Source organism: Bradyrhizobium sp. PUT101 (genome assembly GCF_052043945.1).
Classification (GTDB): Bacteria; Pseudomonadota; Alphaproteobacteria; order Rhizobiales; family Xanthobacteraceae; genus Bradyrhizobium.
Genome location: NZ_CP197207.1, coordinates 7,319,555 through 7,342,336, shown reverse-complemented (window position 1 = coordinate 7,342,336; position 22,782 = coordinate 7,319,555). Strand labels below are relative to the sequence as shown.

19 protein-coding genes are annotated in these 22,782 nt (G+C 64.6%); 7 read left to right on the top strand and 12 right to left on the bottom strand.

Annotated elements, in window-relative coordinates:
• Positions 1-75: 75 nt before the first annotated feature.
• Positions 76-1,584 (top strand): amidase, encoded by a 1,509-nt coding sequence (locus tag ACSHT2_RS34725; protein WP_440639628.1) that lies wholly within the window; start codon positions 76-78, stop codon positions 1,582-1,584.
• On the opposite strand, the gene ACSHT2_RS34720 is transcribed toward ACSHT2_RS34725, so the two are convergent.
• Positions 1,585-2,190 (bottom strand): TetR/AcrR family transcriptional regulator, encoded by a 606-nt coding sequence (locus ACSHT2_RS34720; protein ID WP_440639627.1) that lies wholly within the window; start codon positions 2,188-2,190, stop codon positions 1,585-1,587.
• 200 nt (positions 2,191-2,390) lie between these two features.
• On the opposite strand from ACSHT2_RS34720, the gene ACSHT2_RS34715 reads away from it, so the two are divergent.
• The gene (locus tag ACSHT2_RS34715) at positions 2,391-3,635 is read left to right on the top strand and encodes an efflux RND transporter periplasmic adaptor subunit (protein ID WP_440639626.1); all 1,245 of its coding nucleotides are present in this window, start codon (positions 2,391-2,393) and stop codon (positions 3,633-3,635) included.
• 180 nt (positions 3,636-3,815) lie between these two features.
• Positions 3,816-7,004 (top strand): efflux RND transporter permease subunit, encoded by a 3,189-nt coding sequence (locus ACSHT2_RS34710; RefSeq protein ID WP_440639624.1) that lies wholly within the window; start codon positions 3,816-3,818, stop codon positions 7,002-7,004.
• A 72-nt stretch (positions 7,005-7,076) separates the two neighbouring features.
• On the opposite strand, the gene ACSHT2_RS34705 is transcribed toward ACSHT2_RS34710, so the two are convergent.
• From ACSHT2_RS34705 to ACSHT2_RS34685, 5 genes are all read right to left on the bottom strand, one after another.
• A complete protein-coding gene (locus ACSHT2_RS34705; RefSeq protein ID WP_440639623.1) occupies positions 7,077-7,523 on the bottom strand; it encodes a MaoC family dehydratase in 447 nt (148 codons plus the stop codon).
• Between the two features lie 389 nt (positions 7,524-7,912).
• Positions 7,913-8,335 carry a hypothetical protein gene (locus tag ACSHT2_RS34700; protein ID WP_440639622.1) on the bottom strand — a complete coding sequence of 141 codons (423 nt, stop codon included), beginning with the start codon at positions 8,333-8,335 and terminating at the stop codon, positions 7,913-7,915.
• 12 nt (positions 8,336-8,347) lie between these two features.
• The gene (locus ACSHT2_RS34695) at positions 8,348-8,569 is read right to left on the bottom strand and encodes a hypothetical protein (RefSeq protein ID WP_007592399.1); all 222 of its coding nucleotides are present in this window, start codon (positions 8,567-8,569) and stop codon (positions 8,348-8,350) included.
• 201 nt (positions 8,570-8,770) lie between these two features.
• Entirely contained in the window at positions 8,771-9,589 is an 819-nt protein-coding gene (locus ACSHT2_RS34690; RefSeq protein ID WP_440639621.1) for a lytic murein transglycosylase, read from the bottom strand.
• A gap of 38 nt (positions 9,590-9,627) precedes the next feature.
• A complete protein-coding gene (locus ACSHT2_RS34685; RefSeq protein ID WP_440639619.1) occupies positions 9,628-11,481 on the bottom strand; it encodes a flavin-containing monooxygenase in 1,854 nt (617 codons plus the stop codon).
• A gap of 179 nt (positions 11,482-11,660) precedes the next feature.
• On the opposite strand from ACSHT2_RS34685, the gene ACSHT2_RS34680 reads away from it, so the two are divergent.
• Both ACSHT2_RS34680 and ACSHT2_RS34675 read left to right on the top strand, forming a co-directional pair.
• Positions 11,661-13,286 (top strand): long-chain fatty acid--CoA ligase, encoded by a 1,626-nt coding sequence (locus tag ACSHT2_RS34680; RefSeq protein WP_440642999.1) that lies wholly within the window; start codon positions 11,661-11,663, stop codon positions 13,284-13,286.
• A gap of 55 nt (positions 13,287-13,341) precedes the next feature.
• A complete protein-coding gene (locus ACSHT2_RS34675; protein ID WP_440639617.1) occupies positions 13,342-14,553 on the top strand; it encodes an acyl-CoA dehydrogenase family protein in 1,212 nt (403 codons plus the stop codon).
• A gap of 243 nt (positions 14,554-14,796) precedes the next feature.
• On the opposite strand, the gene ACSHT2_RS34670 is transcribed toward ACSHT2_RS34675, so the two are convergent.
• From ACSHT2_RS34670 to ACSHT2_RS34650, 5 genes are all read right to left on the bottom strand, one after another.
• Complete coding sequence (locus ACSHT2_RS34670; protein ID WP_440639616.1) at positions 14,797-15,705, bottom strand: amino acid ABC transporter substrate-binding protein; 909 nt, start codon at positions 15,703-15,705, stop codon at positions 14,797-14,799.
• A 138-nt stretch (positions 15,706-15,843) separates the two neighbouring features.
• A complete protein-coding gene (locus ACSHT2_RS34665) occupies positions 15,844-17,277 on the bottom strand; it encodes an amidohydrolase family protein (RefSeq protein WP_440639614.1) in 1,434 nt (477 codons plus the stop codon).
• Positions 17,278-17,291: 14 nt separating this feature from the next.
• A complete protein-coding gene (locus ACSHT2_RS34660; protein WP_440639612.1) occupies positions 17,292-18,317 on the bottom strand; it encodes an ABC transporter substrate-binding protein in 1,026 nt (341 codons plus the stop codon).
• 40 nt (positions 18,318-18,357) lie between these two features.
• Positions 18,358-19,134 (bottom strand): ABC transporter permease, encoded by a 777-nt coding sequence (locus tag ACSHT2_RS34655; protein WP_440639610.1) that lies wholly within the window; start codon positions 19,132-19,134, stop codon positions 18,358-18,360.
• Positions 19,134-19,991: an ABC transporter ATP-binding protein gene (locus ACSHT2_RS34650; RefSeq protein WP_440639609.1), complete on the bottom strand. Its 858-nt coding sequence runs from the start codon at positions 19,989-19,991 to the stop codon at positions 19,134-19,136. The genes ACSHT2_RS34655 and ACSHT2_RS34650 overlap by 1 nt, the downstream gene beginning before the upstream one ends.
• Positions 19,992-20,186: 195 nt before the next feature.
• On the opposite strand from ACSHT2_RS34650, the gene ACSHT2_RS34645 reads away from it, so the two are divergent.
• The gene (locus ACSHT2_RS34645) at positions 20,187-20,945 is read left to right on the top strand and encodes a GntR family transcriptional regulator (RefSeq protein WP_440639607.1); all 759 of its coding nucleotides are present in this window, start codon (positions 20,187-20,189) and stop codon (positions 20,943-20,945) included.
• Here ACSHT2_RS34645 and ACSHT2_RS34640 read toward each other — a convergent pair.
• On the bottom strand, positions 20,942-21,358 hold the full coding sequence (locus tag ACSHT2_RS34640; protein ID WP_440639606.1) for a nuclear transport factor 2 family protein: 417 nt from the start codon (positions 21,356-21,358) through the stop codon (positions 20,942-20,944). The genes ACSHT2_RS34645 and ACSHT2_RS34640 overlap by 4 nt on opposite strands.
• Positions 21,359-21,508: 150 nt before the next feature.
• Here ACSHT2_RS34640 and ACSHT2_RS34635 point away from each other — a divergent pair, with 150 nt between their 5' ends.
• A complete protein-coding gene (locus ACSHT2_RS34635) occupies positions 21,509-22,765 on the top strand; it encodes an amidohydrolase family protein (protein ID WP_440639604.1) in 1,257 nt (418 codons plus the stop codon).
• Positions 22,766-22,782 lie beyond the last annotated feature (17 nt).

Genomic DNA, 22,782 nt, shown 5'->3' with positions numbered 1-22,782 from the left:
TCATCCCGCTCCCGACATTGCATGCTTGACGCCCGGATCGGTTCGCCGAGACGATGAGATGCAAGGGAGATCGTGATGCAGCGAGGGCCGGCCACAGATGCCGTTGATGTGAATTACGGCTCGATCGGTGCACTGCTGAGCGCCCTGCACGCGCGCGAGATGTCGGCGACAGAGTTGCTCGAGCACACCATCGCGCGCATCGAGGCGCTCGATCCGCAGATCAACGCGATCATCGTTCGCGATTTCGATCGCGCGAGAGACGCCGCCCGCGCCGCCGATGCCGCGCTTGGCCGCGGCGAGCGGATGTCATTGCTCGGCATCCCCGTGACATTGAAAGAGCCGTTCAACGTCGCCGGCCTGCCGACGACATGGGGTTTTCCGCATTTCAGGGATTTTCGACCGGCGGAAGACGCCCTTATTGTCTCGCGGTTGAAGGCGGCGGGTGCCGTCATCATCGGCAAGACCAATATCCCGATCGGCTTGCGGGATTTCCAGAGCTACAACGAGATCCACGGGACGACGAACAACCCGTGGGATCTCGGCCGGTCGCCCGGCGGCTCCTCGGGCGGATCGGGTGCGGCGCTGGCGGCGGGCTTCGGCCCGCTCTCGATCGGCTCGGACATCGGCGGCTCGATCCGCGTCCCCGCGCATTTCTGCGGCGTGTTCGGGCACAAGCCGAGCCTCGGCCTGGTCCCGCTGCGCGGATACAGCCTGCCACCGGCACCGCCCGTACCTGGCCAGGGCGATCTCGCCGTGATCGGGCCGATGACGCGCACCGCCTCGGATCTCGCATTGGCGCTCGACGTGATTGCCGGTCCCGACGAGACGCGCGACGGGATCGGCTACCGCCTTGCGCTGCCGGCACCGCGACATGCGCAGCTTGGGGATTTCAGGATTCTGGTGATCGACACCCACCCGCTGATGCCGACGGGCGACGCCGTGCGTTCTGCCATCGAACGATTGGCGGAACGGCTCGAACGATCAGGCGCGCAAGTGGCGCGCGCGAGCACGTCGCTGCCCGATCTCGCCGAGTCCGCACGGCTCTACATGAAGCTGTTGAACGCCGCGCGAAGCCCGCGCCTGACACCGGCCGCGCTTGCGGAGGCGCAAGGCGTTGCCGCGACGCTCTCACCCGGCGATCGCAGCCTGCAGGCCGAGCGCGCCCGCGGCTGGGGCATGATCCATCGCGATTGGCTGGCGGCCGATGCTGCCCGCCTGCAGCTGCAACAGAAGTGGCATCAGCTGTTCCGCGAGTTCGACGCGGTGATCTATCCCGCCGCCGCCGTGCCGGCCTTTCCGCATGACCAGTCGGAGCCGTTCGACGCGCGGCAACTGGACATCGATGGCAAGCTCTACGATTACTCCGATGCGTGCTTCATCTGGGCCGATCCCGCCTCGACCTGCGGACTGCCGGCGACCGCCGTCCCGATCGAGCGCACGGCGTCAGGCTTGCCAATCGGCGTTCAGATCATCGGGCCGTATCTGGAGGACCGTACGACGATTGCGCTGGCCGAACTGATCGAACGCGAGTTCGGCGGCTTCGTCCCGCCGCCATCGCTGTCTGCAATGCGATCTGCGAGATAGCTACGTCTTGTCAGCCGACTGCGCCTCGACCGCCTGCACGGCGACACTCGCGACCTGCCGCAACGCTTCGCGATCCGCGCCTGAGGACGCCATCACACCCATGCCGACCGACACCGCGGAGACATAACGCGCAAGCGCGGCGGGATCGGACGTTGGCTTGAGATCACCTTCGGCCTTGGCGCGAACAAAACGGTCGCGGAGCTGGTCCTCGTTCTGGGCGCGGCGCGTGGCCAATTCGAAGGGGACGTTCTCGGAGCCGGTGCCGCAGGCGATGCCGCCTTGCACCAGCAGGCAGCCGGGCGGATTGGCAGGATCGGTCTGCTTGTCGGCGATGCCCATCAACATCCGCTCGGCGACGGCGCGGGCGGTGGGCGCTGCCACCACCTCCTCCATCCAGATGTTCCGCAGCTTGGTGTAGCGGTCGAGAGCGGCCTTCAGCAGGCCTTCCTTGTTGCCGAAGCAGGCATAGAGACTGGGCGGGTTGATGCCCATGGCCTCGGTGAGCTGGGCAATGGTCGCGCCCTCATAGCCATGGCGCCAAAACACTTCCATCGCCTGGTCCAACGCCATTTCGGCGTCGAATTCGCGGGGGCGTCCCATGCCCATGTGCCTGTCTCCTCGGAATTCGCGTTCTGCAGAAGGCTTAACGTCGAATCCTAACTATTTGTTCTAATTCTACTTTCCCAGGGTCTTCCAATTCTTGCGGTATGCCGCTACAATTTTCTTAGTGAATGGTACATAAGTATCTTGCACTGCGGTATCCAGCTCCACATCTGTAGTGAACACTACATATCTGGAGCGCGCAAATGCCCCCCTCCCAAAACACCTCTCGCACCGGCCGTTTCCGCCGCCTTCTGGGCGGCGTCGCCATCGTGGGCGCCCTCGCCGTGGCCGGCTCGATGGCGACCGGCCGCTACTTTCACGCGGCGCAAGCGACGGCACCGGCAGCCGCGGCCGAACAAGCCGTTTCCGTCACCGTCGCGATGATCGAGCCACGGCAGACCGTGCTGTGGGACGACTTCTCTGGCCGGCTGGAGGCCATCAACCGCGTCGAGCTCCGCCCGCGCGTTGCGGGTGCGATCCTGTCGGCAAACTTCACCGAAGGGGCGCTGGTGAAGGCCGGCGACGTGCTGTTCAAGATTGATCCCGCCCCTTATGAGGCCGAGGTCGACAAGGCTGCGGCCCAGCTCGAAGCTGCGAAAGCGCGCGTCGTCTTCACCCAGAGCGAGCTCGAGCGCGGTGCGCAGCTCGTCGGCAACGCCGTGGTAACGCGCCGCGACTACGACCAGCGCGACAACGCCAATCGCGAAGCGATCGCCAATGTGAAGGCGGCCGAGGCGACGCTCCAGACCGCAAAGCTCAATCTCGACTACACCGAGGTGCGCGCGCCCGTGGACGGCCGCGTCGGCAAGATCGAGGTCACCGTGGGCAATCTCGTCGCCGCCGGCACCGCGTCCCCGGTGCTGACCTCGCTGGTCTCGGTCAATCCGATCTACGCCTCGTTCGATGCGGATGAAGAGCTCGTGCTGCGCGCGCTGAACTCGATCGCGGATGCCTCCGGCAGGCGCGGCGAGCTCGACCAGATCCCGGTCGAAATGACGACCTCGGGCGACCTGTCTGCGAAGGGCCACATCCAGCTCATCGACAACCAGGTCAACGGCCAGAGCGGCACCATCCGTGTCCGCGCCGTATTCCGCAACGACGACGGGCGCCTCATCCCCGGCCAGTTCGCCCGCGTGCGCATGGGCCAGCCGAAGCAGCAGGCGCTGGTGATGATCGACGAGCGCGCGATCGGCACCGACCAGGACAAGAAGTTCGTGATGGCGGTCGGCGACGACAACCGTGCCGTCTACCGGCCGGTCACGCTCGGCGGCACCGTCGATGGGCTTCGCATCGTCACCTCGGGCCTGAAGTCCGGCGACCGCATCATCGTAAACGGACTACAGCGTGTGCGTCCCGGTGCCCTGCTCAAGACGGAGATCGCGGCCATGGGTGCGCGCGGGCAGCAAGCCGCCTCCAACCACAGCAACCAGGACGTGGTGCAACGCTAAGTCATTCCGGGGCGCGACGCAGTCGTGAACTCCGGTGCGCAATTGCGCACCTGAGAATCTCGAGATTACGAAGCTCCGGTCATCTCACCTCTGGATTCCGGGTTCGCGCGCGATGCGCGCGCCCCGGAACGACGGTGAAGCGGTCGGAGATAGGGAAGACATTGCCCAGGGGCAAAGCCAATGAATCTCTCGAAGTTTTTCATCGACCGTCCGATTTTCGCCGGCGTGCTGTCGGTGCTGATCTTCCTGGCGGGCCTGATCTCGCTGTTCGCGATGCCGATCTCGGAATACCCCGACGTGGTGCCGCCCTCAGTCGTGGTGCGCGCGACCTATCCCGGCGCCAATCCCAAGGTGATCGCGGAGACGGTGGCAACCCCGATCGAGGAACAGATCAACGGCGTCGAGAACATGCTCTACATGTCGAGCCAGGCGACCACCGACGGCGCGATGACGCTGACGGTGACGTTCCGGCTCGGCACCGACCCCGACAAGGCGACGCAGCTGGTGCAGAACCGCGTGCAGCAGGCCGAGCCGCGCCTGCCGGCCGTGGTGCGCCAGCTCGGCATCATCACCAAGAAGTCGTCGCCCGACCTCACCATGGTCGTGCACTTGCTGTCGCCGAACGGCCGCTACGATATGACGTATCTGCGCAACTATGCGGTGCTCAACGTCAAGGACCGGCTGGCGCGGATCGACGGCGTCGGCGACGTCCAGCTTTATGGCGCCGGCGACTATTCGATGCGGGTCTGGGTCGATCCACAGAAGGCGGCCGAGCACGGCCTGACCGCGAGCGACATCGTACGGGCAATTCAGGCGCAGAACGTCGAGGCCGCCGCCGGCGTGGTCGGCTCCTCCCCGAACGTCAGGGGTATCGACCTGCAATTGTCGGTCAATGCGGAAGGCCGGCTCGCGAACGAGGAGCAATTCGGCGACATCGTGGTCAAGACCGGCACGCGCGGCGAAGTCGTGCGGCTGCGCGACGTCGCGCGCATCGAGCTTGGCGCCTCCGAATACGGCCTGCGCTCGCTGCTCGACAACAAGCAGGCGGTGGCGATCCCGATCTTCCAGGCGCCGGGCTCCAACGCGCTGCAGATCTCCGACAACGTTCGCGCCACCATGGCCGAGATCAAGAAGAACATGCCCGAGGGCGTGTCCTACCAGATCGTCTACGACCCCACCCAGTTCGTGCGCTCCTCGATCGAAGCCGTCATCCACACGCTGCTGGAGGCCATCGCCCTTGTCGTGCTGGTCGTTATCCTGTTCCTCCAGACCTGGCGCGCCTCGATCATCCCGCTCCTGGCCGTGCCGGTGTCGATCGTCGGCACGTTCGCGGTGATGCACGTGTTCGGCTTCTCCATCAACGCGCTCAGCCTGTTCGGCCTGGTGCTTGCGATCGGCATCGTCGTCGACGATGCCATCGTCGTGGTCGAGAACGTCGAGCGCAACATCGAGGGCGGGCTGTCGCCGCGGGATGCAACGTACCAGGCGATGCGCGAGGTGTCGGGTCCGATCATCGCGATCGCCATGGTGCTGATCGCGGTGTTCGTGCCGCTCGCCTTCATTTCCGGTCTCACCGGGCAGTTCTACAAGCAGTTCGCGCTGACGATCGCGATTTCGACCGTGATCTCCGCGATCAACTCGCTGACGCTGTCGCCGGCGTTGTCGGCGCTGCTGCTCAAGGGCCACGACGAGCCGAAGGATAAGCTGACGCTGGTCATGGAGAAGAGCCTCGGCTGGTTCTTCCGCGGCTTCAACAAGGCCTTCACGCGCTCCTCCGAAAGCTACAGCGGCAGCGTTGGCAAGGTGATCTCGGGCAAGGCCGCGGTGATGGGCCTCTACGTGGTTCTCGTCGGCATCACTGCCCTGTTGTTCCAACAGGTGCCGAGTGGCTTCGTGCCGGGACAGGACAAGCAATATCTGGTCGGCTTCGCCCGCCTGCCCGATGGCGCGACGCTGGACCGGACGGAAGAAGTCATCCGCAAGATGAGCGACATCGCGCTGACCCAGCCCGGCGTCGAGAGCTCGGTCGCCTTCCCGGGCCTGTCGATCTCCGGCTTCACCAACTCGTCCAACGCCGGCATCGTGTTCTCGACGCTGAAGCCGTTCGACGAACGCAAGGATCCCTCGCTCAGCGGCCCCGCCATCGCGGCCGAGCTGAACAAGAAGTACGCGGGCATCCAGGAAGCCTTCATCGCCATGTTCCCGCCGCCGCCGGTCAATGGCCTCGGCACCATCGGCGGCTTCAAGCTGCAGATCGAGGACCGCGCCGGCCTCGGCTATGACGCCCTGAACGAAGCGACGAACGCGTTCATGGCGGCGATGCAGAAGGCGCCGGAGATCGCCGGCGTGTTCTCGAGCTTCCAGGTCAACGTGCCCCAGCTGTTCGCCGACATCGACCGCACCAAGGCGCTTCAGCTTGGCGTACCCGTGACGGAAGTCTTCAACACGCTCCAGATCTACCTGGGCTCCTACTACGTCAACGACTTCAACAAGTTCGGCCGCACCTATTCCGTCCGGGTTCAAGCCGACGCGCCGTTCCGCGCGCGCGCCGACGACATCCGGCAGTTGAAGGTGCGCTCGACCTCCGGCGACATGGTGCCGCTGTCTGCGCTGCTCACGATCCGCCAGAGCGCGGGGCCGGAGCGCGCGATCCGCTACAACGGCTTCCTGTCGTCGGACATCAACGCGGCCGCTGCGCCAGGTTTCTCATCGGGCCAGGCGCAGGAGGTGGCGACGCGGATCGCCGCGGAGGTGCTGCCGCCGGGCTTTGCCTTCGAATGGACCGACCTGACCTACCAGGAGTTCATCGCGGGCAATTCCGGCGTCTGGGTGTTCCCATTGGCGATCCTCTTGGTGTTCCTGGTGCTTGCCGCGCTCTATGAGAGCCTGACGCTGCCGCTGTCGATCATCATGATCGTGCCCATGGGCCTCCTGGCGGCGATGTTCGGCGTCTGGATCTCCAAGGGCGACAACAACGTCTTCACCCAGATCGGGCTCATCGTGCTGGTCGGCCTCTCCGCCAAGAACGCGATCCTGATCGTCGAATTCGCGCGGGAGCTCGAGTTCGCCGGCCGCACGCCGATCCGGGCCGCGATCGAGGCGAGCCGGCTGCGGCTGCGTCCGATTCTGATGACGTCGATGGCGTTCATCATGGGCGTCTTGCCGCTGGTGCTTTCGACCGGCGCCGGCTCGGAGATGCGGCGAGCCATGGGCGTCGCCGTGTTCTCCGGCATGATCGGCGTCACGGTGTTCGGCCTGTTCCTGACGCCGGTATTCTATGTGCTGCTGCGGACCGTCACCGGCATGAAGCCGCTGACGCATCACGGCAGTGACATCAGCGCGGCACCGGTCCAGGGGCCTGCCGAGTGAACCGCGTCCCGCCGCGGCGCGCCCCCGGCGGGACCAACAAGATCAGTCGCCCGCACGGAACGTGCCTGTGCCCTACCCCCGCCGCGGCACGATTGCGATCGGAGTAAAGGTGTAAACCTCCTCGCCGTTCTGGTTGTACATGGTCCATTTCACCAGCGCGATACCCTGCGGCTTCGACTTGGAAGGCGTCAGGTTCATGACCTCGCCGACCAGATGCAGACGGTCGTCGGGGCGCACGGGCATCGTCCAGCGCAGGCCGTCGACACCGGCGCCAATCAGCGGATGCGGGCCGAACGGGCGGGTCTGGATTGCGAGGTTCATGGCGATCGCGGCGGTGTGCCATCCTGAGGCGGCGAGCCCCTTGAACAGGGTCGTCTTGGCGGCCTCGTGGTCGAGATGCATCGGCTGCGGATCGAACTCGGCGGCGAAGCGCTTGATATCGGCCTCGGTGACCAGAACTTCGGGCGACTTGAACCGCATTCCGACGATGAGATCGTCGAACCACTCGACCTGCGCCATGATTTTACCTCGCAGTGTGATGCGCCGCTCCCGACGAGGCGGCTAAAAAGGCTTGGGCAATAACGGGATATGGCGGGCCCGCAGCGCGTAAACCAGCGCAGGGTTCCGCGCGAAACCCCTTTCCCGATGCGACGAAACACGCCTGAAACAGATCGCCGGTTAAGTGGTTGTCAAAATAAGTACAGGGACGGCCACCATGCAATTCATCCTCGACCTGATCTACGAATACTCCTGCTGCCAAAACCTCGTCGCCCAGCCGCCACGGGAGGACGAACTATGATCGAGCTGATCTCAGCACTGCTCGCCCTTTGCAGCATCGGCGTCTTCGCGGCGCATGCGCTGGACGCCTACCGCTCCTCGCAATACTGACGGCCTCGGCCTTCCCGGCGCTAGAAGGGCCGACGGTAGAAATGCTCGGAATGCGTGGCCGGCGGAAACCGGTTTGCGAGCGCAAGCGCTCCCTTCTCGTCCGTCTCGAGCGCGATCTTCTGCGCCAGCATCACGTCGCCAGGAACCAGGAAGCCTGACGGGACGAAGCACCAACCCATCGTCGCGCGCCCGTCGCCGTCGATCTCGTGCACATTAGCGGCCGTGCCATAGTGGATGCGATAGGTTCTGCCGGTGTCGCAGCCGACGACGTCGAAATACCGGTGCTGCTCGAACTGAACGCGCTGCGCCGGCGACAGCCATTCGGCCAGAAGCCGGCGGCCGCGCGCATCCGGCGTGTTCTCGCCAAAGAAGCGGCGATAGAGTTCGCGCAGCGCATGCAGACGCGCACGCGCCGGCGCGCGGAGCCAAACTGCCGCGATCATAGGCAGCTCAGATCAACCGCCGACCAGGCGGGGATAGAACAGCGTTTCCTGCGCGGTCGGATCGAATGATCGGATCCGGGTAACTTCGCCGGGCCCGGTTCGAAGAGCGGCGGTGAAGCCGGCTCCGGTCAGCTCCCGAAAGCGCCGTTCGGCTCGCGCCAGCGCTTCGGCATTGCCAGGATCAAACTCGTGGCGCGTGTCGCCAGTTTGGTCCATCACGATCTGGGTAGCCATGTTGAGTCTCCTCATGCCCAGCCCTGAACTCGATCAAAGCAAACGTCGTGCCGTCAGTTCCAGTTGGCAACAACTTTCTCGCGCCGGCGCATCACTCCTTGCTGAGCAGCCCAAAACGAGACGAGATTGTCATCGCGCTCTAGGCTCTTGTTTAAGCATGATCTTTTCGGAAAACTGCTGCACACTCCTCCGGATCATGCTTTAGCGCGAAGCCGCCGCGGCCCCGCCCTCGTCGATCTGCCGACCCATCAGCGCGATTGCCTTCTGATAGACGCCGGCGGCATTCCAAGCCTCGATCGCGGCGAAATTCGGTTCGCCGGGCTGGTATCCGGCTCCCGCGCGCCAACCATGGGCTTTGAGGAAGTTCGCGGTCGAGTTCAGCGCATTGGCAGCAACTTCAAGATTGCCGCTGCCATAGGCCAGAATGTTCTTGGGCATGAATTGGGTCTGGCCGACCTCGCCATGCATGGAGCCTCGAGTTGATCCCGACAGCGTACCCCGGTCGATCAGTTTCAAGGCTGCATAGAGCTGGTCAGTGAAGAATTCGGGCCGGCGGCAGTCATAAGCAAGGGTCGCGATCGACGACAGCATGTTCTGATTGCCGCGCTGGCTTCCGAAGCCAGTCTCCATGCCCCAGATCGCGATCAAGGGTCCGGGCGGGACGCCATAGCGCTGCTGGATCGAAGCGAACAAGGCCGCATGCGTCTGCTTGAGCTGCCGTCCCTTGGCAACGATGGTGGTGGCGCCGCGCTTGGCGAGGAACTGGTCGAGCGTCAGCGAAAAGCTGCGCTGGCTGCGGTCGGCCGCGATGGTGGCGCCGGCATAGTTCGTCTGCATCAGCGCCGAGAGTGCGGTGGGGCCGATGCCCTTGCCCTGCGCCTCCGCGCTGAACTCGCGCTTCCAGGCCTCGAAACCCGCCGGCGAGCTGCCGCATTGCGCGGCCTCGACGGAAGATGCCAGGCAACCGAGCAGCGTCATTGCGCCAAAAACCGCTCCCACAACAGCCCTGCCCCTGATCATTCCCAATCTCCCGTCCTGTACCGCTTGGCGGCGCAATCTTAACCGGTGGAAGGCGCCGACTCCATGGCCGGATCATAGGACAATTCGAGGCCTTCCAGATTGCCCTCCTTGCGCCATTTGTCGAGCAGCCGCAGGAATGCCATCGGCCCGCGCCAATATTGGCTGTTTCTTGCCGCGATCGGATCGAACACGCCTTCGTTGTTGTAGTAGCCCGGCGTGCATTCGGCCAGATAGGTCTGCCGGCCGAGTGCGGCCCTGACGACCTCGTCGACCCAGGCGTTCTCGGCGGCGAGCGTCGGCTCGAGCGTGCGCGCGTTGCGCGCGCGGACGTCCTTGATGACATAGGCGATGTGCTGCGATTGCTCGTCGATGATGTGCGGAAAATTGGCGCTCTGTCCGGCCTGCACCGTGACGATTAGGAAGCAGTTCGGGAAGCCGCGGCTGTAGAAGCCGTGCAGCGTCTTGACACCGTCACGCCACCGCTCGGACAGGCTCATGCCATCGCGGCCGTAGACCTCGAAGCCCATGCGGCGCGCGTAATCGGTACCGACCTCAAAACCGCTGGCATAGATCAGGCAGTCGAGCTCGTAGGCCTTGCCGTCGACGACGACGGCATTCTCCGTGATGCGCTCGACGCCCTGCCCTTCGGTGTCGACGAGATGCACGTTGGTGCGATTGAAGGTGTCGAGATATTCGTCGTGGAAGCACGGCCGCTTGCAGAACGCCTTGTACCAGGGCTTGAGCGCAGCCGCGGTCGCCTCGTCCTTGACCATCGCGTCGACGCGGGCGCGGATCTCCTCCATCTTGCGGTAGTCGGCCTGCTCGATCACCTTCAGCGCCTCGTCCATCGAGGTCACCGGCTGGGGCTGACGACGCGGCGCCAGCAGGATCTCGCCGAGCAGGCCGGTCCAACCGTCCTGCACCAGATCCTGTTCGAACGGCTCGCCTGAAATCACGGCCGTAAAATTGTCCATTCGTTCGCGCTGCCAGCCTGGCTTGAGGCTCTGCGCCCAGGCCTGATCCGTCGGACGGTCGTCGCGAACGCCGATCGCAGACGGCGTGCGCTGGAACACATAGAGCTCCTTCGCCGAACGGCCGAGATGCGGCACACATTGCACCGCGGTGGCGCCAGTGCCGATGATGCCGACGCGCTTGTCGGCGAGACCGGTCAGGCCACCGTCCGCATTGCCACCGGTGTAGCCGTAGTCCCAGCGGCTGGTATGAAAGCTGCGGCCTTTGAACGTCTCGATGCCGGGAATGCCCGGCAGCTTTGGGCGGCTCAGCGGCCCCCCGGCCAAAATGACGAAGCGCGCGCGGATGCGATCGCCCCGATCGGTCTCGACCAGCCAGCGCGCCTCCTGCTGCTGCCATGTCATCCGCGAGATGACGGTCTGAAACAGCGCGCGCTCGTAGAGCGCGAAATGACGGCCGATGCGGCGCGAATGCTCGTAGATCTCGGGCGCCCGCGCGTATTTGCGCACCGGCATGTAGCCGGTCTCTTCCAGGAGCGGCAGATAGATGTAGCTCTCGGTATCGCAGGCGGCGCCGGGATAACGATTCCAGTACCAGGTGCCGCCGAAGTCGGCGGCCTTTTCCACGATACGAAAATCCTCGATGCCGGCGTCGCGCAACCGCGCACCACACAACAGACCGCCGAAGCCGCCACCAACGATGAGCACTTCGGTCGCTTCGCTGACGGCGGCGCGCGCAAACCCGGGATCGGCCCAGGGGTCGTCGAGATAGCGGCCGAATTCGCCTGTGACTTCGAGATACTGCGCCTTGCCCTCGGCGCGCAGACGACGGTCGCGCTCGTCGCGGTAGCGGGCACGGAGCGCGGAAACATCGACCGTAGATGCGCCGGTTGTGCCGGTCTTGTGTCTTTCCGCTGACATTCATCTCCTCCACCGCGAACGCTGCTTCGCCGGCAGCTCACTTCACGTTAGCTCTGAAAAAGTGCCGCATGCAATCATGCTCGCTGTTTTTTGCGTGAACGCCGCGCGGCGTTCCGCTAACCTCGCGCGCAAGATCACAAGCCTGCGCCATGCAACGACGCGGCGATCTGGAGGAGACCATGCAGGGATTGATGATGGATATGCCGCTTCTGATCAGCGGCCTGATCCAGTACGCCGCCGACTACCACGGCGAAGCGGAAATCGTCGCACGCGAGATCGAGGGCGACATCCACCGCTACACCTATGCCGACGCCCATCCCCGCATCAAGCGCATGGCACTGGCGCTCAAGCGGCTCGGCATGAATCCCGGCGACCGCGTCGGCACACTGGCCTGGAACACCCATCGCCATTTCGAGATGTTCTACGCTGCGCCGGGCATGAGCTACGTGCTGCACACCATCAATCCGCGGCTGTTTCCCGAACAGCTCGTCTACATCATCAACCATGCCGAAGACCGTCTGTTGTTCATCGACCGCGCCACGCTGCCGCTCGTCGAGGCGATCGCGCCGCAGCTCAAGACGATCGAGGCCTATGTCGTGATGTCCTCGCGCGAGCGCATGCCCGAGACGAAGCTCGCGAACGTCCATTGTTACGAAGAGCTTCTGGAGAAGGAGAACGAGGCCGGCTTCGCCTGGCCGGAGTTCGACGAGAAGGCCGCCTCGACCATCTGCTACACGTCGGGCACGACTGGCAATCCCAAGGGCGTGATCTACTCGCACCGCGCCGCGATCCTGCAGACCATGACCTGCTGCAATTTCGACTTCCTGCCGGGCCATGTCGAGGGCGTGCGCGAGGTGATGATGCCGATGGCGCCCCTCTTCCACGGCAATGGCTGGAACATGCCGTTCACGGCTCCCTATACCGGCTCGAAACTGGTGCTGCCCGGCCGCAACTACGAGCCCGACAAGCTCTATGAATTGCTCGAAGGCGAGAAGGTGACGCTCTCGGCGGGCGTGCCGAGCTTCTGGCTGATCCTGCTCGACTGGCTCGGACGGACCGGCAACAAATTCTCCACGCTGCGCGCAACGCTATCGTCCGGCTCGGCGCCGCCGCGCGCGATGGTCGAGAAGCTGAAGCGCGAATATGGCATCGACTATATCCAGGCCTGGGGCATGACCGAGGCCTTGGGCTGCTCGATGCCGGGCTTGCGGCCCGGCTCGGAGCACCTCAGCGAGACGGAGAAATTCGACCGACGCCAAGTCTCGGGGCGCGCCTGTTTCGGCACCTCCTTGCGCATCGTCGACGACGCCGGCAACGAGCTGCCGCGCGACGGCAAGACCGTCGGGCATCTGCGCGCGCGTGGCCCCTGGGTCGCCTCGGGCTACATGAAGTTGGAGGAAGGCCTCGACCGCGACGGCTGGCTCATCACCGGCGACATGGCGGTGATCGACCCGCAAGGCCACGTCACCCTGACCGACCGCTCCAAGGACGTGATCAAGTCCGGCGGCGAGTGGATCTCATCGATTCAACTCGAGGACATCGCGCTGTCACATCCCGACGTGCTGCAAGCTGCCGTCGTCGCGATCGCGCACGAGAAATGGCAGGAGCGTCCCCTGCTCCTCGTCGTCCGCAAGAAGGGCGCGACCGTCGACGGCAAGACGCTGCTCGACCACATGCGTCCGAGGATCGCGAGCTGGTGGATGCCGGACGCGGTGGAATTCCTGGACGAATTCCCGATGACCGGCACGGGCAAGGTGCTGAAGTCCGCTCTGCGCGAGAAGTTCAAGGAGTACCGCGCCGCGTGAAGCGACGCATGATCGCGCTGAAGTCCGCGCCGCCCTTCGATCCAGGAGACGAAAGATGCTCTACCCGATGTCGCCCAAAGTCGTCGAGCTCAAGCGCAAGCTCGAAAGCTTCATGGACCGGCACATCTATCCGAACGAGGAGCGCTTCTATCGCGAGGCCGAGGAGCTCGGGCCGTGGAAGGTCTATCCCGTCGTCGAGGAGCTGAAGCCGCTGGCGCGCGCCGAGGGGCTCTGGAATCTGTTCCTGCCGGAATCCAGCCACGGCGCGGGTCTTTCCAATCTCGAATACGCCCCGCTCTGCGAGGTGATGGGACGCTCGCACCTCGCGCCCGAGGTGTTCAACTGCTCGGCGCCGGACACCGGCAACATGGAGGTGCTGGAGCGCTACGGCACCGAGAAGGACAAGCAGCGTTGGCTGAAGCCACTGCTCGCAGGCGAGATCCGCTCCTGCTTCGCCATGACCGAGCCGGCGGTCGCCTCGTCGGATGCGACCAACATCGAAAGCACGATCGTGCCTGACGGCGATCACTACGTCATCAACGGCCGCAAATGGTACACGACCAACGCGACCGACCCGCGCTGCAAGATCTGCATCTTCATGGGCAAGACCGATCCTGACAATCCCGACCGCCACAAGCAGCAATCCATGATCCTGGTGCCGATGGACACGCCCGGCATCGAGGTGAAACGTCCCCTGCCCGTGTTCGGCTTCTACGGCGTGCCCGACCGCGCCTCCGAAGTCGTGTTCACCAATGTACGCGTGCCCAGGGAGAACATGCTGCTCGGCGAAGGCCGCGGTTTCGAGATCGCACAGGGGCGCCTCGGGCCTGGCCGCATCCATCACTGCATGCGCCTGATCGGCCTGACCGAACGCACGCTGGAGAAGATGTGCCGCCGCGTGCGCAGCCGGGTCGCCTTCGGCAAGCCGGTCTCGGAGCAGACGGTGACGCAGGAGCGCATCGCGGAATCCCGCATCATGATCGAGCAGGCCCGGCTGCTGACGCTGAATGCGGCCCACGCGATGGACACGGTCGGCAACAAGGTGGCGAAGGCCGAAATCGCCATGATCAAGGTCGCCGTGCCCAACATGGCCTGCCAGATCGTCGACTGGGCGATCCAGGCGCATGGCGGCGGCGGGACCTCGAACGATTTTGGATTGACGCAGGCGTACGCGACGGCGCGGTTGCTGCGTCTTGCGGATGGACCGGACGAGGTGCACCGGAACCAGATCGCGCGGTTCGAACTGAAGAAGTATTCGAACGCCTAGAGCAGTACTCGCCGAGAGGCGCAGTGCCCTCTTTCCTTCTCCACTTGTGGGAGAAGCTGTCGCGCGTAGCGCGCCGGATGAGGGGTATCCATCCGCACGGCAAGTGCGGAGACATCCCCCTCACCGGAGTGCGTTCTTATCAGCCAGCGGGGCTGCCCTCTCCCACATCCGCCTTCGCCAAGGCTTCGGCGGACATGAGGGACGAGGGCACAGCAATGCGCAGTGCGATTGCGCGACCCCGCCTCAGTTCATCACGTAGACTTCAGGATCGGCGCTCGAGCTCGGCTTCTTGAAGGCGTTGCGCAAGGCAGGAGACATCGGGACGTTGTAATTGAGGCCGTTCGGCGGGGTCGGCGATTGCAGCCACTTCTTGTAGAGCACCTCGATCTCCGGGCTTGCATAGAGCTCCGCTGTGGCGCGGTCGGCGAGTGCCTTGAACGGCGTATCCTCCCGCCGCAACATGATGCCATACGGTTCCGGCTTCGAGAACGCCTCCTCGCTGATCATGTAAGCTTGCGGCTCCTTCGACCGCGCGATGGCGACGGCAAGCTGCACGTCGTCGAGCGCGTAGGCCTGAGCGCGGTCGGTCTCCAGCAACAGGAAGGCCTCGGCCTGGTCCTTGGCCGGCATCAGATTGATGCCGAGATTGCGCTCGGTGTTGACCTTGGCGAGCTGCGTCAGGTTGACCGATCCCGCCACCGCCGTGACCGCCTTGCCCTTGAGATCGTCGATGGTGTTGATCTTGGCGGCCTTCTTCGCCGCGAACCGCGTCGCGCTCAGGAAATGCGTGTTGGTGAAGGCGACCTGCTTCTGGCGGTCGGCATTGTTGGTGGTCGCCGAGCAATGCAGATCGAGCGTGCCGTTGACCATCAAGGGGATCCGGTTCGACGAGGTCACGGCGAGAGTGTCGACGGCGATGTCGGGCATGCCGAGCTGCTTCTTCACGGCCTCGACGATCTTGAAACAGATGTCCATGGCAAAGCCGACCGGCTTCTGGTTGCCGTCCAGATAACTGAACGGGACCGAGGCCTCCTGGTAGCCCAGCGTGATCTTCTTGCTCTCCTTGACCTTCTGAAGCGTGCCCGTGAGGTCTTCGGCTGACGCTGCGCCCGCAAGACATGTCAGGGCCAGGATAAGGGTGGGTAGACGCATCGGCTGCTCCTGGATGGGATCGTCGACCGGGGTCGAGACGAGATCGCGGAGGTGATAACCGACACATACGGCGTCGACCAGACGGGACAGCGACTACCAGCTATCGCGCTTTTCGATACGGCCCGAACGGGAGGCGCTTCACTGACATGTCAGCTGCTGTTCGAACCAGCCGCTCAAGCGGTCCGACAGAGGTGGCCACATCCGCTGGAAGTTCGCGAGCTTGCCCGCACCGGTCCGATACAGCGCTCGCAACTCCTGCTCGATGGCCGGCAAATCAACGCCGGAACAGACTCCGTCCCTCACGATCGTCCTGCCGGCGACGACGACCTCCTTCACCAGGGACGCATTGCCGCGCGCGAACAGCAGCGCCATGGGGTCGACAGGCATGATCCGGTCGCGGTCGAGCCGGTCGAGATCGATCACGACGTAGTCGGCGGGATTTCCGGTACCGAGCTCGCCGCTCCCGGGCGCGCCGGTGGCGCGACGCCCGTTGCGGATGGCCAGCGAAAACATCTCGGCCGGCGTCCACGTCTGCTTGAAGCCGAGGCCGCCATGGGCCATCTGCACCAGCCTCATTTCCCGCAGGATGTCGTCGTCCTCGTCCAGCGCCAGCCCGTCGACGCCGACAGCGATGGCGCAGCCGCATTTGTGCGCGGCGGCAATCGGAGCGAGCCCCGAGCGCAGATGCATGTTCGAGCTGAAATTGGTGACGATGCGCGTACCGGAGCCCGCGATCACCTCCAGCTCGTCCGGGCGGGCGTGGATGCAGTGCGCCAGCGTCAGCCGCTCGGAGAGGAAGCCAATGTCGCGCAGCCAGCGCACCATGTCCGGAAAATTCTGATCGGCCCAGGCGCGCTGGTACACGGTCTCCAGCAGGTGCATGTGGATCCGGCGGCCGGTCCGCGCCGAGTTCTCCGCTACCGCTTCCAGCAGCGGCTTCGAGCACCATTGCACGCCGGCAGGCCCGAGCTGCACGTCCACCATCGGATTGGCGATGGCACCGGCAATGGCGTCCGTGAGTTCAATATACGCCTTTGGCGGCATCGGCGCGCGGACGAAGAGGCGTTCGATGGTCTCGCGGTCGTCCCTGGAGAGACCCGAGAGCACCGGCTCGGCATCACCGTAGACGATCGGATTCTGGTCGCGCACGGCCATCGCAAACGCGATGCGGATGCCGACGTCGGATGCGGCCTTCGCGATGGCTTTCGCCTCGTCGACCAAGGGCATCGTCCCGCTCGGGCGCGTGTAGTGCACCATCATGGCCGCGCAGCCGGACCTGGCGGAACGCGCCAGCGCAGAGGCCGCGCTCAGATAGGGATCGACTGGCGTGCCCAGCGCGGTACGCAGGATCCAGCTTTCCAGGGGCATGCCGACCGCGCCGAAGGACGATGCGGTGGCACGGGCGTGGTCATGGGCGTTGACGAAGGCCGGGATGACGAAGGAGCGAGGCCCCGGCCCCGCTCCTTCCGCGATTTCGGTGATGATGCCGCCATCGTGCCGCAGCACGACGTTGTCGCCGACACCGAGGTCAGGGCCACGAAACAGGCAGCTTGCCGAAATCTCCGTGGCCATGACGTCTCCAAAGATCAGTTGGCAGTATACACCAGCTCCCGCTCCGCGCGTGGCGGCAGGAATTCGCGCGAAAACACCTCTGCGGGCGTCGGCGCACGGGCGAGCTGATAGCCCTCGACCACGATGCCGATGGCGCGTGTCATGCGGTCGTCCTTGATGTCGCCGATGCCGATCTCCTTCATCTCCGGCGAGACGATCAGCTTCTCGAAGGAATATTGCAGCCGGCGCTTCTCGACATCGGCGTTGATGAGGTTGTCGTAGTTCATCGCCGCCTTCATGCCGGCATTCTGGTCCTTGGCAACCGCGATCGCGCCCTTGTTGATGGCACGCACCAGGCCCGCGACCGCCTTCGGGTTCGAGGCGATCAGCTTCCGGGAGACCATCACGCCGTTGGAATAGAGGTCGAGGCCGTACTCACCGAACGAGAACCATTTGAAATCCTTGTCCGGATCCTGGCGATTGAGCACCAGGTTGAAATAGCTGGTGATGTTGAAGACGAGCGCTGCATCGATATCCCCCTTGATCAGCATGGGCTCCTGTAGGTTCGGCGCCATGTTGGAGATCTTGATCTTCTCGCCGTCGAGACCGTTCTTGCGCGTGAACACCGGCAGGAGGCGCGTCGTCGGCGTGCCCTGCGCGCCGCCGAGCGTGTGGCCTTCGAAATCCTTGATGGTGTTGATGCCGCTGGTCTTCTTGGCGACGATCGCGAACGGCGGCTGGTTCCACATCATGTAGACCATGACGGGCGCCTCCTGCGGCTTGCTCGAGGCATTCTGGATGATGGCGTTGACGTCGCCGAAGCCGGCGTCATAGGCGCCGGACATCACACGCGTGACGGTGGCGCCGGAGCCCTCGCCCTGGTCGATGATGACGTTGAGGCCCTCCTCCTTGAAGAAGCCGTTGTCCTTGGCATAGAAGAACGCGGCGTCGCTGCCCTGGGTCTTCCAGCCCAGCGTGAACTTGATCGTGGTTTCTGCCGCCGTGGCGGCGCCTGCGGACAGCGCCAATCCCACCAGCGCCGCGCTTAATTTCCTCAACATCGAGACCTCCTCAGCTTCGTTGCGTGACGGTTCAGGAATTTCAGGTTGCGATCACGTCGTTCTTGCGCGTGGCCCAGCCGGTGACCCGCCCCTCGATCAGCGAGAACACGACGTAGAGTGCGACGCCGAGCGCGGCGAGCACGAACAGGCCGGCAAACACCAGCGGCACGTTGAAATTGGAGGACGCGGTCATCATGACGTTGCCGATGCCGCGATTGGAGGCGACGGTCTCCGACAGCACCGCGCCGACGAAGGCGTACGAGATCGCGACCTTCAGCGAGGCGAAGAAGAAGGGCATGGTCCTGGGCAGGCCGACGTTCCAGAGGATGTCGAGCTTGCTGGCGCCGAGCGCCTTCAGGACGTCCTCGAGCTCGGGCTCGGTGGTCGCAAGGCCCGTGGCGATGTTCACGACGATCGGGAAGAAGCAGATCGACAACGCGGTCAGCACCGCCGGCACCGTGCCGGAGCCGAACCACAGCACGAAGATCGGCACCACCGCGACCTTGGGGATCGAGGAGAAGCCGATCAAGAGCGGGTAGCAGGTGTCGTAGGCCGTCTTCGACACGCCGATGATCGCGCCGAGGGCGACGCCGAGCGCGACACCGAGGACGAAGCCGAGCATCGTCGTGGCCAGCGTCTGCACGATATGCGGCCAGAGCACCGGGAAGCGCTGGAACAACGTCAAGAACACCTGCGAAGGCCGCGGCAGCACGAGATCCGACATGCCCGTCGTCAGGCAGAACAGCTCCCAGACGACGAAGAACAACACGATCAGCCCCGCCGACCACGCCTTCTGCCTGACATCGATCCCGAACATCAGCCTGCCCCCTGCTCAGCCGCGCTGCGTGCATCCTCGATGAAGGTCCGCAGCTTCTGGTTCAGCGCGACGAATTCCGGCTCGAAGGTCATGGCGACGGTGCGCGGGCGCGCAAACTCGACGCGGCTGTCGTCGAGGATGCGGCCAGGGCGCGCGCTCATCACGCAGATGCGGCTGGCAAGGAAGCCCGCCTCGCGTAGATCGTGCGTCACCAGCAGCACCGTCGGCTTGTGCGTCATCCAGAGGTTCTGGAGAATCGCCCACAGCTCTTCGCGGGTGAACTGGTCGAGCGCACCGAACGGCTCATCCAGCAGTAGCATGCGCGGCTCGTGGATCAGGGCGCGGCAGAGATTGGCGCGCTGGAGCATGCCGCCGGAGAGCTGCCAGGGGTAACGGCTGCCAAAGCCCTTGAGGCCGACCTGCTCCAGCAGCGCGTTGGCCTTGTCGCGGAATTCGGTCTTGCGCAGCTTCCGGAAGTTCGAGCGGAACGGCTCGACGATCTTCAGCGGCAGCATGATGTTCCGCTCGATCGTCATCCACGGCAGCATGGTCGGATTCTGGAAGGCCATGCCGACCCGCATCGCGTGCGCCGCGACTTCGCGGCCACCCACAATGACGACGCCGCTGGTCGGCTGCACGAGGCCGCTGACGAGACGCAGAATGGTCGATTTGCCGCATCCTGATGGGCCCACCAGTGCGACAAACTCCCCGTCGGCGATCTTCAGCGTGGTCTTCGACAGGGCGGGCACGGCGCGGTCGCCGCGCCCGAAGGTCACGGAAGCCTCGGACAGCTCGATGGCGGTGGCGGCGGCGCCTTCGGGAACGGGCTGGCCGTCAAACTGGGCGTTCGGTTGCATGCGCATCACAGCCAAAGTGCATGCAAGCTGGGTGCCAGCCTGCCGTCCCCGCGAAATCAATGATTTGCCAAATGCCCCGGCGAACGGCCGGATTCGATTTAGGCAATCCGGACATCAAACTGCATGCAATTGGAGCGCCGGATCACTGCAGGACTGTGCTAAAGAGAGGCTTCGACCCATCCCAAGGATTCGCCGATGGCGGCGCGCCCCAGCAGCAAGACTTCTGAATCGTCGGACAAGGTCAGCGTGATCTGCCGCGCGCTCAGGCGCGCGATCATCGAGCAGGCGCTGGAGCCCGGCGCAAAGCTGCCGGAGGATGCACTCGGCGAGCGTTTCGGCGTCAGCCGCACCATTGCCCGCCATGCGCTGGGCCAGCTCGCAGCGGAAGGCCTCGTCGAGCTGCGCCGCAACCGGATCGCGGTGGTGGCGACGCCGAGCTGGCAGGAGGCGCGCGATGCATTCGACATCCGCATCGAGCTCGAACGGCTCGTCGTGCGCCAGCTCGCGGGCAGGCTGACCAAGGCGCAGATCGCCGAGCTGAACGCCCATGTCGACGCCGAGGATCGGGCGCGCGGCGGCCCGGATGCGGTCTCGATCCGGCTCGCCACCGAATTCCACATCCTGCTCGCCCACATGACGAACAGCCCGATCCTGGTGCGCTATGTCAGCGAGGTCGCCTATCGCTGCTGCCTGACGCTGTCGCTCTACAGCCGGCCGCATTCCAGCGAATGTGCCATCAACGAGCACCGCGCCATCATCGCCGCGCTCGCCAAGGGCGACGAGGCCAAGGTGATGGAATTGATGCATCATCACCTTGATTCCGTGGCCAGTCGTGCATTGGTGGCCCCCGCTCCGCAGCGCGGCCGGGACCTGCTCGATATCCTCGCGCCCTATGCCGACGAGGTGACGAGCGATCGCGTCGTCAAGCTGCCGAAAATCGCGCGGAGGGGCTAAGCCTCGATGCCGCGCTGAACGAGGATGCGCTCGGCGCTGTCGTTCCACACGTCCATCTTCACGATCTGGCCGCCCTTCACCACGAAGCGATCGACATAGCGATTGCCCTCGAATGGCGTGCCGTCCATCCATTCGCCGTAGAGCGTGCCGACGCTGTAGACGACGGTCTCGTCCGCGCCGGGGCAGACATCAAAGCGGCCCATCTTTTTCTTCACCCAGCGATACCGCCTGGCGTTGAATCCGGTCGGCCCGCGCGGATGATCGAACTCGCGGCCGCCGGTAAACGTGATCACCGTGCCCGGCTTCATATGGACCGCCGCGGCATCGGGATCGGGAATCATCGACGCCGTGAGATAGGCTTCGACGATCTCGGCGTCGGTCATCGGGCGTTCGGCTTTTGCGGGGGCGGACATGGCGGGGGTTCTCCAGGCGGGAGATATCTTACGATCCATGGCTCAAAGTGCATGCACATTTTTTGAACATTCGAGCGACCTAAGTGCACACAATCTGGAGCTGCCTGCTTCTCCAGCTTCGGCTAGGTTGCCAAGGCTGAATTGGACGCCATGACCGCCGAGCCCGCCTTCGACCTGATCTTCCGCAACGCGCTGTTGCGCTCATCCGCCGCACCCGTCGATATCGGCGTGAACGGCGGCCGCATCGCCGCGATCGAGCCGAAGCTGACCTGCGAAGGGCTTGGCTGCGAGGCCGTCGAGGTCGAGATCGGCGGCCACCTCGCCCTGCCCGGCTTTGTCGATACCCACATCCATCTCGACAAGGCCTGCCTGCTCGGCCGCTGCGGGCACAATCACGGCAGCGTCTCCGAGGCAATCCGCGCCGTCGCCGGGATGAAGAAGGATTTCACCGTCGAGGACGTCTACGCGCGCGGCGCAAGAGTGCTCGAACGCGCCATCGTGCACGGCACCACGCGCATGCGCACGCATGTCGAGATTGACCCGCGCATCGGCTTGCGCGGTTTCGAGGCGGTGAAGGCGCTCAAGCGCGACTACGCCTGGGCGATCGATCTCGAACTCTGTGTCTTTCCGCAGGAGGGCCTGACCAACGATCCCGGAGCCGAGGAACTGCTGATCAAGGCGCTCCGCGAGGGCGGTGAAGCCATCGGCGGCTGTCCCTACATGGACACCGACCCGAACGCGCATCTCGCGCGCATCTTCGATCTCGCTGAGGAATTCGACGTCGACGTCGATCTCCATCTCGATTTCGATCTCGACCCCTCCTGGTGGCATCTCGACGAGGTCTGCCGCCAGACCGAGCGGCGCAACTACGGGGGACGCGTGGCGATCGGCCACGCTACGAAGCTGTCGGCTTTGCCGCCGGAGCCGCTCAAAGCCGCCACCGCGCAGCTGGCAAGAGCCGGCGTTGCCGTCACCGTGCTACCCGCGACCGATCTCTATCTGATGGGGCGCGAGGCGACCCACAACGCGCCGCGCGGACTGACACTCGCCCACAAGCTTGCGGGCGACGGCGTCCTGTGCTCGGTCGCGACCAACAACGTGCTCAATCCCTTCACGCCGTTCGGCGACGCCTCGCTGCTGCGAATGGCAAATCTCTATGCCAATGTCGCGCACGTCTCGGTGAGCGATTTCGACACCTGCCTCGATCTCGTGACCGAACTGCCGGCCCGGCTGATGAACCTTGGTGATTACGGCATCAAGGTCGGCAATCCCGCCGACCTCATCGTGCTCGATACGCAAGACAGCCGCTTCGCTGTCGCCGAGCTACCCGATGTCCTGATGGGCTTCAAGGCCGGCCGACAGACATTTGCGCGGCAGCGGCCTACCCTGTTCAGTCCCAGGAGCTGAGAGCGGTTCCGCCCTTC

What these genes read in the sequence shown, in the direction of transcription:
- ACSHT2_RS34680 (WP_440642999.1), top strand. Translation starts at nt 11,661, where the DNA reads ATGCAGGGATTGATGATGGATATGCCGCTTCTGATCAGCGGCCTGATC.
- ACSHT2_RS34665 (WP_440639614.1), bottom strand. Translation starts at nt 17,277, where the DNA reads ATGGCCACGGAGATTTCGGCAAGCTGCCTGTTTCGTGGCCCTGACCTC.
- ACSHT2_RS34660 (WP_440639612.1), bottom strand. Translation starts at nt 18,317, where the DNA reads ATGTTGAGGAAATTAAGCGCGGCGCTGGTGGGATTGGCGCTGTCCGCA.
- ACSHT2_RS34695 (WP_007592399.1), bottom strand. Translation starts at nt 8,569, where the DNA reads ATGGCTACCCAGATCGTGATGGACCAAACTGGCGACACGCGCCACGAG.
- ACSHT2_RS34710 (WP_440639624.1), top strand. Translation starts at nt 3,816, where the DNA reads ATGAATCTCTCGAAGTTTTTCATCGACCGTCCGATTTTCGCCGGCGTG.
- ACSHT2_RS34720 (WP_440639627.1), bottom strand. Translation starts at nt 2,190, where the DNA reads ATGGGCATGGGACGCCCCCGCGAATTCGACGCCGAAATGGCGTTGGAC.
- ACSHT2_RS34655 (WP_440639610.1), bottom strand. Translation starts at nt 19,134, where the DNA reads ATGTTCGGGATCGATGTCAGGCAGAAGGCGTGGTCGGCGGGGCTGATC.
- ACSHT2_RS34670 (WP_440639616.1), bottom strand. Translation starts at nt 15,705, where the DNA reads ATGCGTCTACCCACCCTTATCCTGGCCCTGACATGTCTTGCGGGCGCA.
- ACSHT2_RS34675 (WP_440639617.1), top strand. Translation starts at nt 13,342, where the DNA reads ATGCTCTACCCGATGTCGCCCAAAGTCGTCGAGCTCAAGCGCAAGCTC.
- ACSHT2_RS34650 (WP_440639609.1), bottom strand. Translation starts at nt 19,991, where the DNA reads ATGCAACCGAACGCCCAGTTTGACGGCCAGCCCGTTCCCGAAGGCGCC.
- ACSHT2_RS34685 (WP_440639619.1), bottom strand. Translation starts at nt 11,481, where the DNA reads ATGTCAGCGGAAAGACACAAGACCGGCACAACCGGCGCATCTACGGTC.
- ACSHT2_RS34705 (WP_440639623.1), bottom strand. Translation starts at nt 7,523, where the DNA reads ATGGCGCAGGTCGAGTGGTTCGACGATCTCATCGTCGGAATGCGGTTC.
- ACSHT2_RS34700 (WP_440639622.1), bottom strand. Translation starts at nt 8,335, where the DNA reads ATGATCGCGGCAGTTTGGCTCCGCGCGCCGGCGCGTGCGCGTCTGCAT.
- ACSHT2_RS34635 (WP_440639604.1), top strand. Translation starts at nt 21,509, where the DNA reads ATGACCGCCGAGCCCGCCTTCGACCTGATCTTCCGCAACGCGCTGTTG.
- ACSHT2_RS34715 (WP_440639626.1), top strand. Translation starts at nt 2,391, where the DNA reads ATGCCCCCCTCCCAAAACACCTCTCGCACCGGCCGTTTCCGCCGCCTT.
- ACSHT2_RS34690 (WP_440639621.1), bottom strand. Translation starts at nt 9,589, where the DNA reads ATGATCAGGGGCAGGGCTGTTGTGGGAGCGGTTTTTGGCGCAATGACG.
- ACSHT2_RS34725 (WP_440639628.1), top strand. Translation starts at nt 76, where the DNA reads ATGCAGCGAGGGCCGGCCACAGATGCCGTTGATGTGAATTACGGCTCG.
- ACSHT2_RS34640 (WP_440639606.1), bottom strand. Translation starts at nt 21,358, where the DNA reads ATGTCCGCCCCCGCAAAAGCCGAACGCCCGATGACCGACGCCGAGATC.
- ACSHT2_RS34645 (WP_440639607.1), top strand. Translation starts at nt 20,187, where the DNA reads ATGGCGGCGCGCCCCAGCAGCAAGACTTCTGAATCGTCGGACAAGGTC.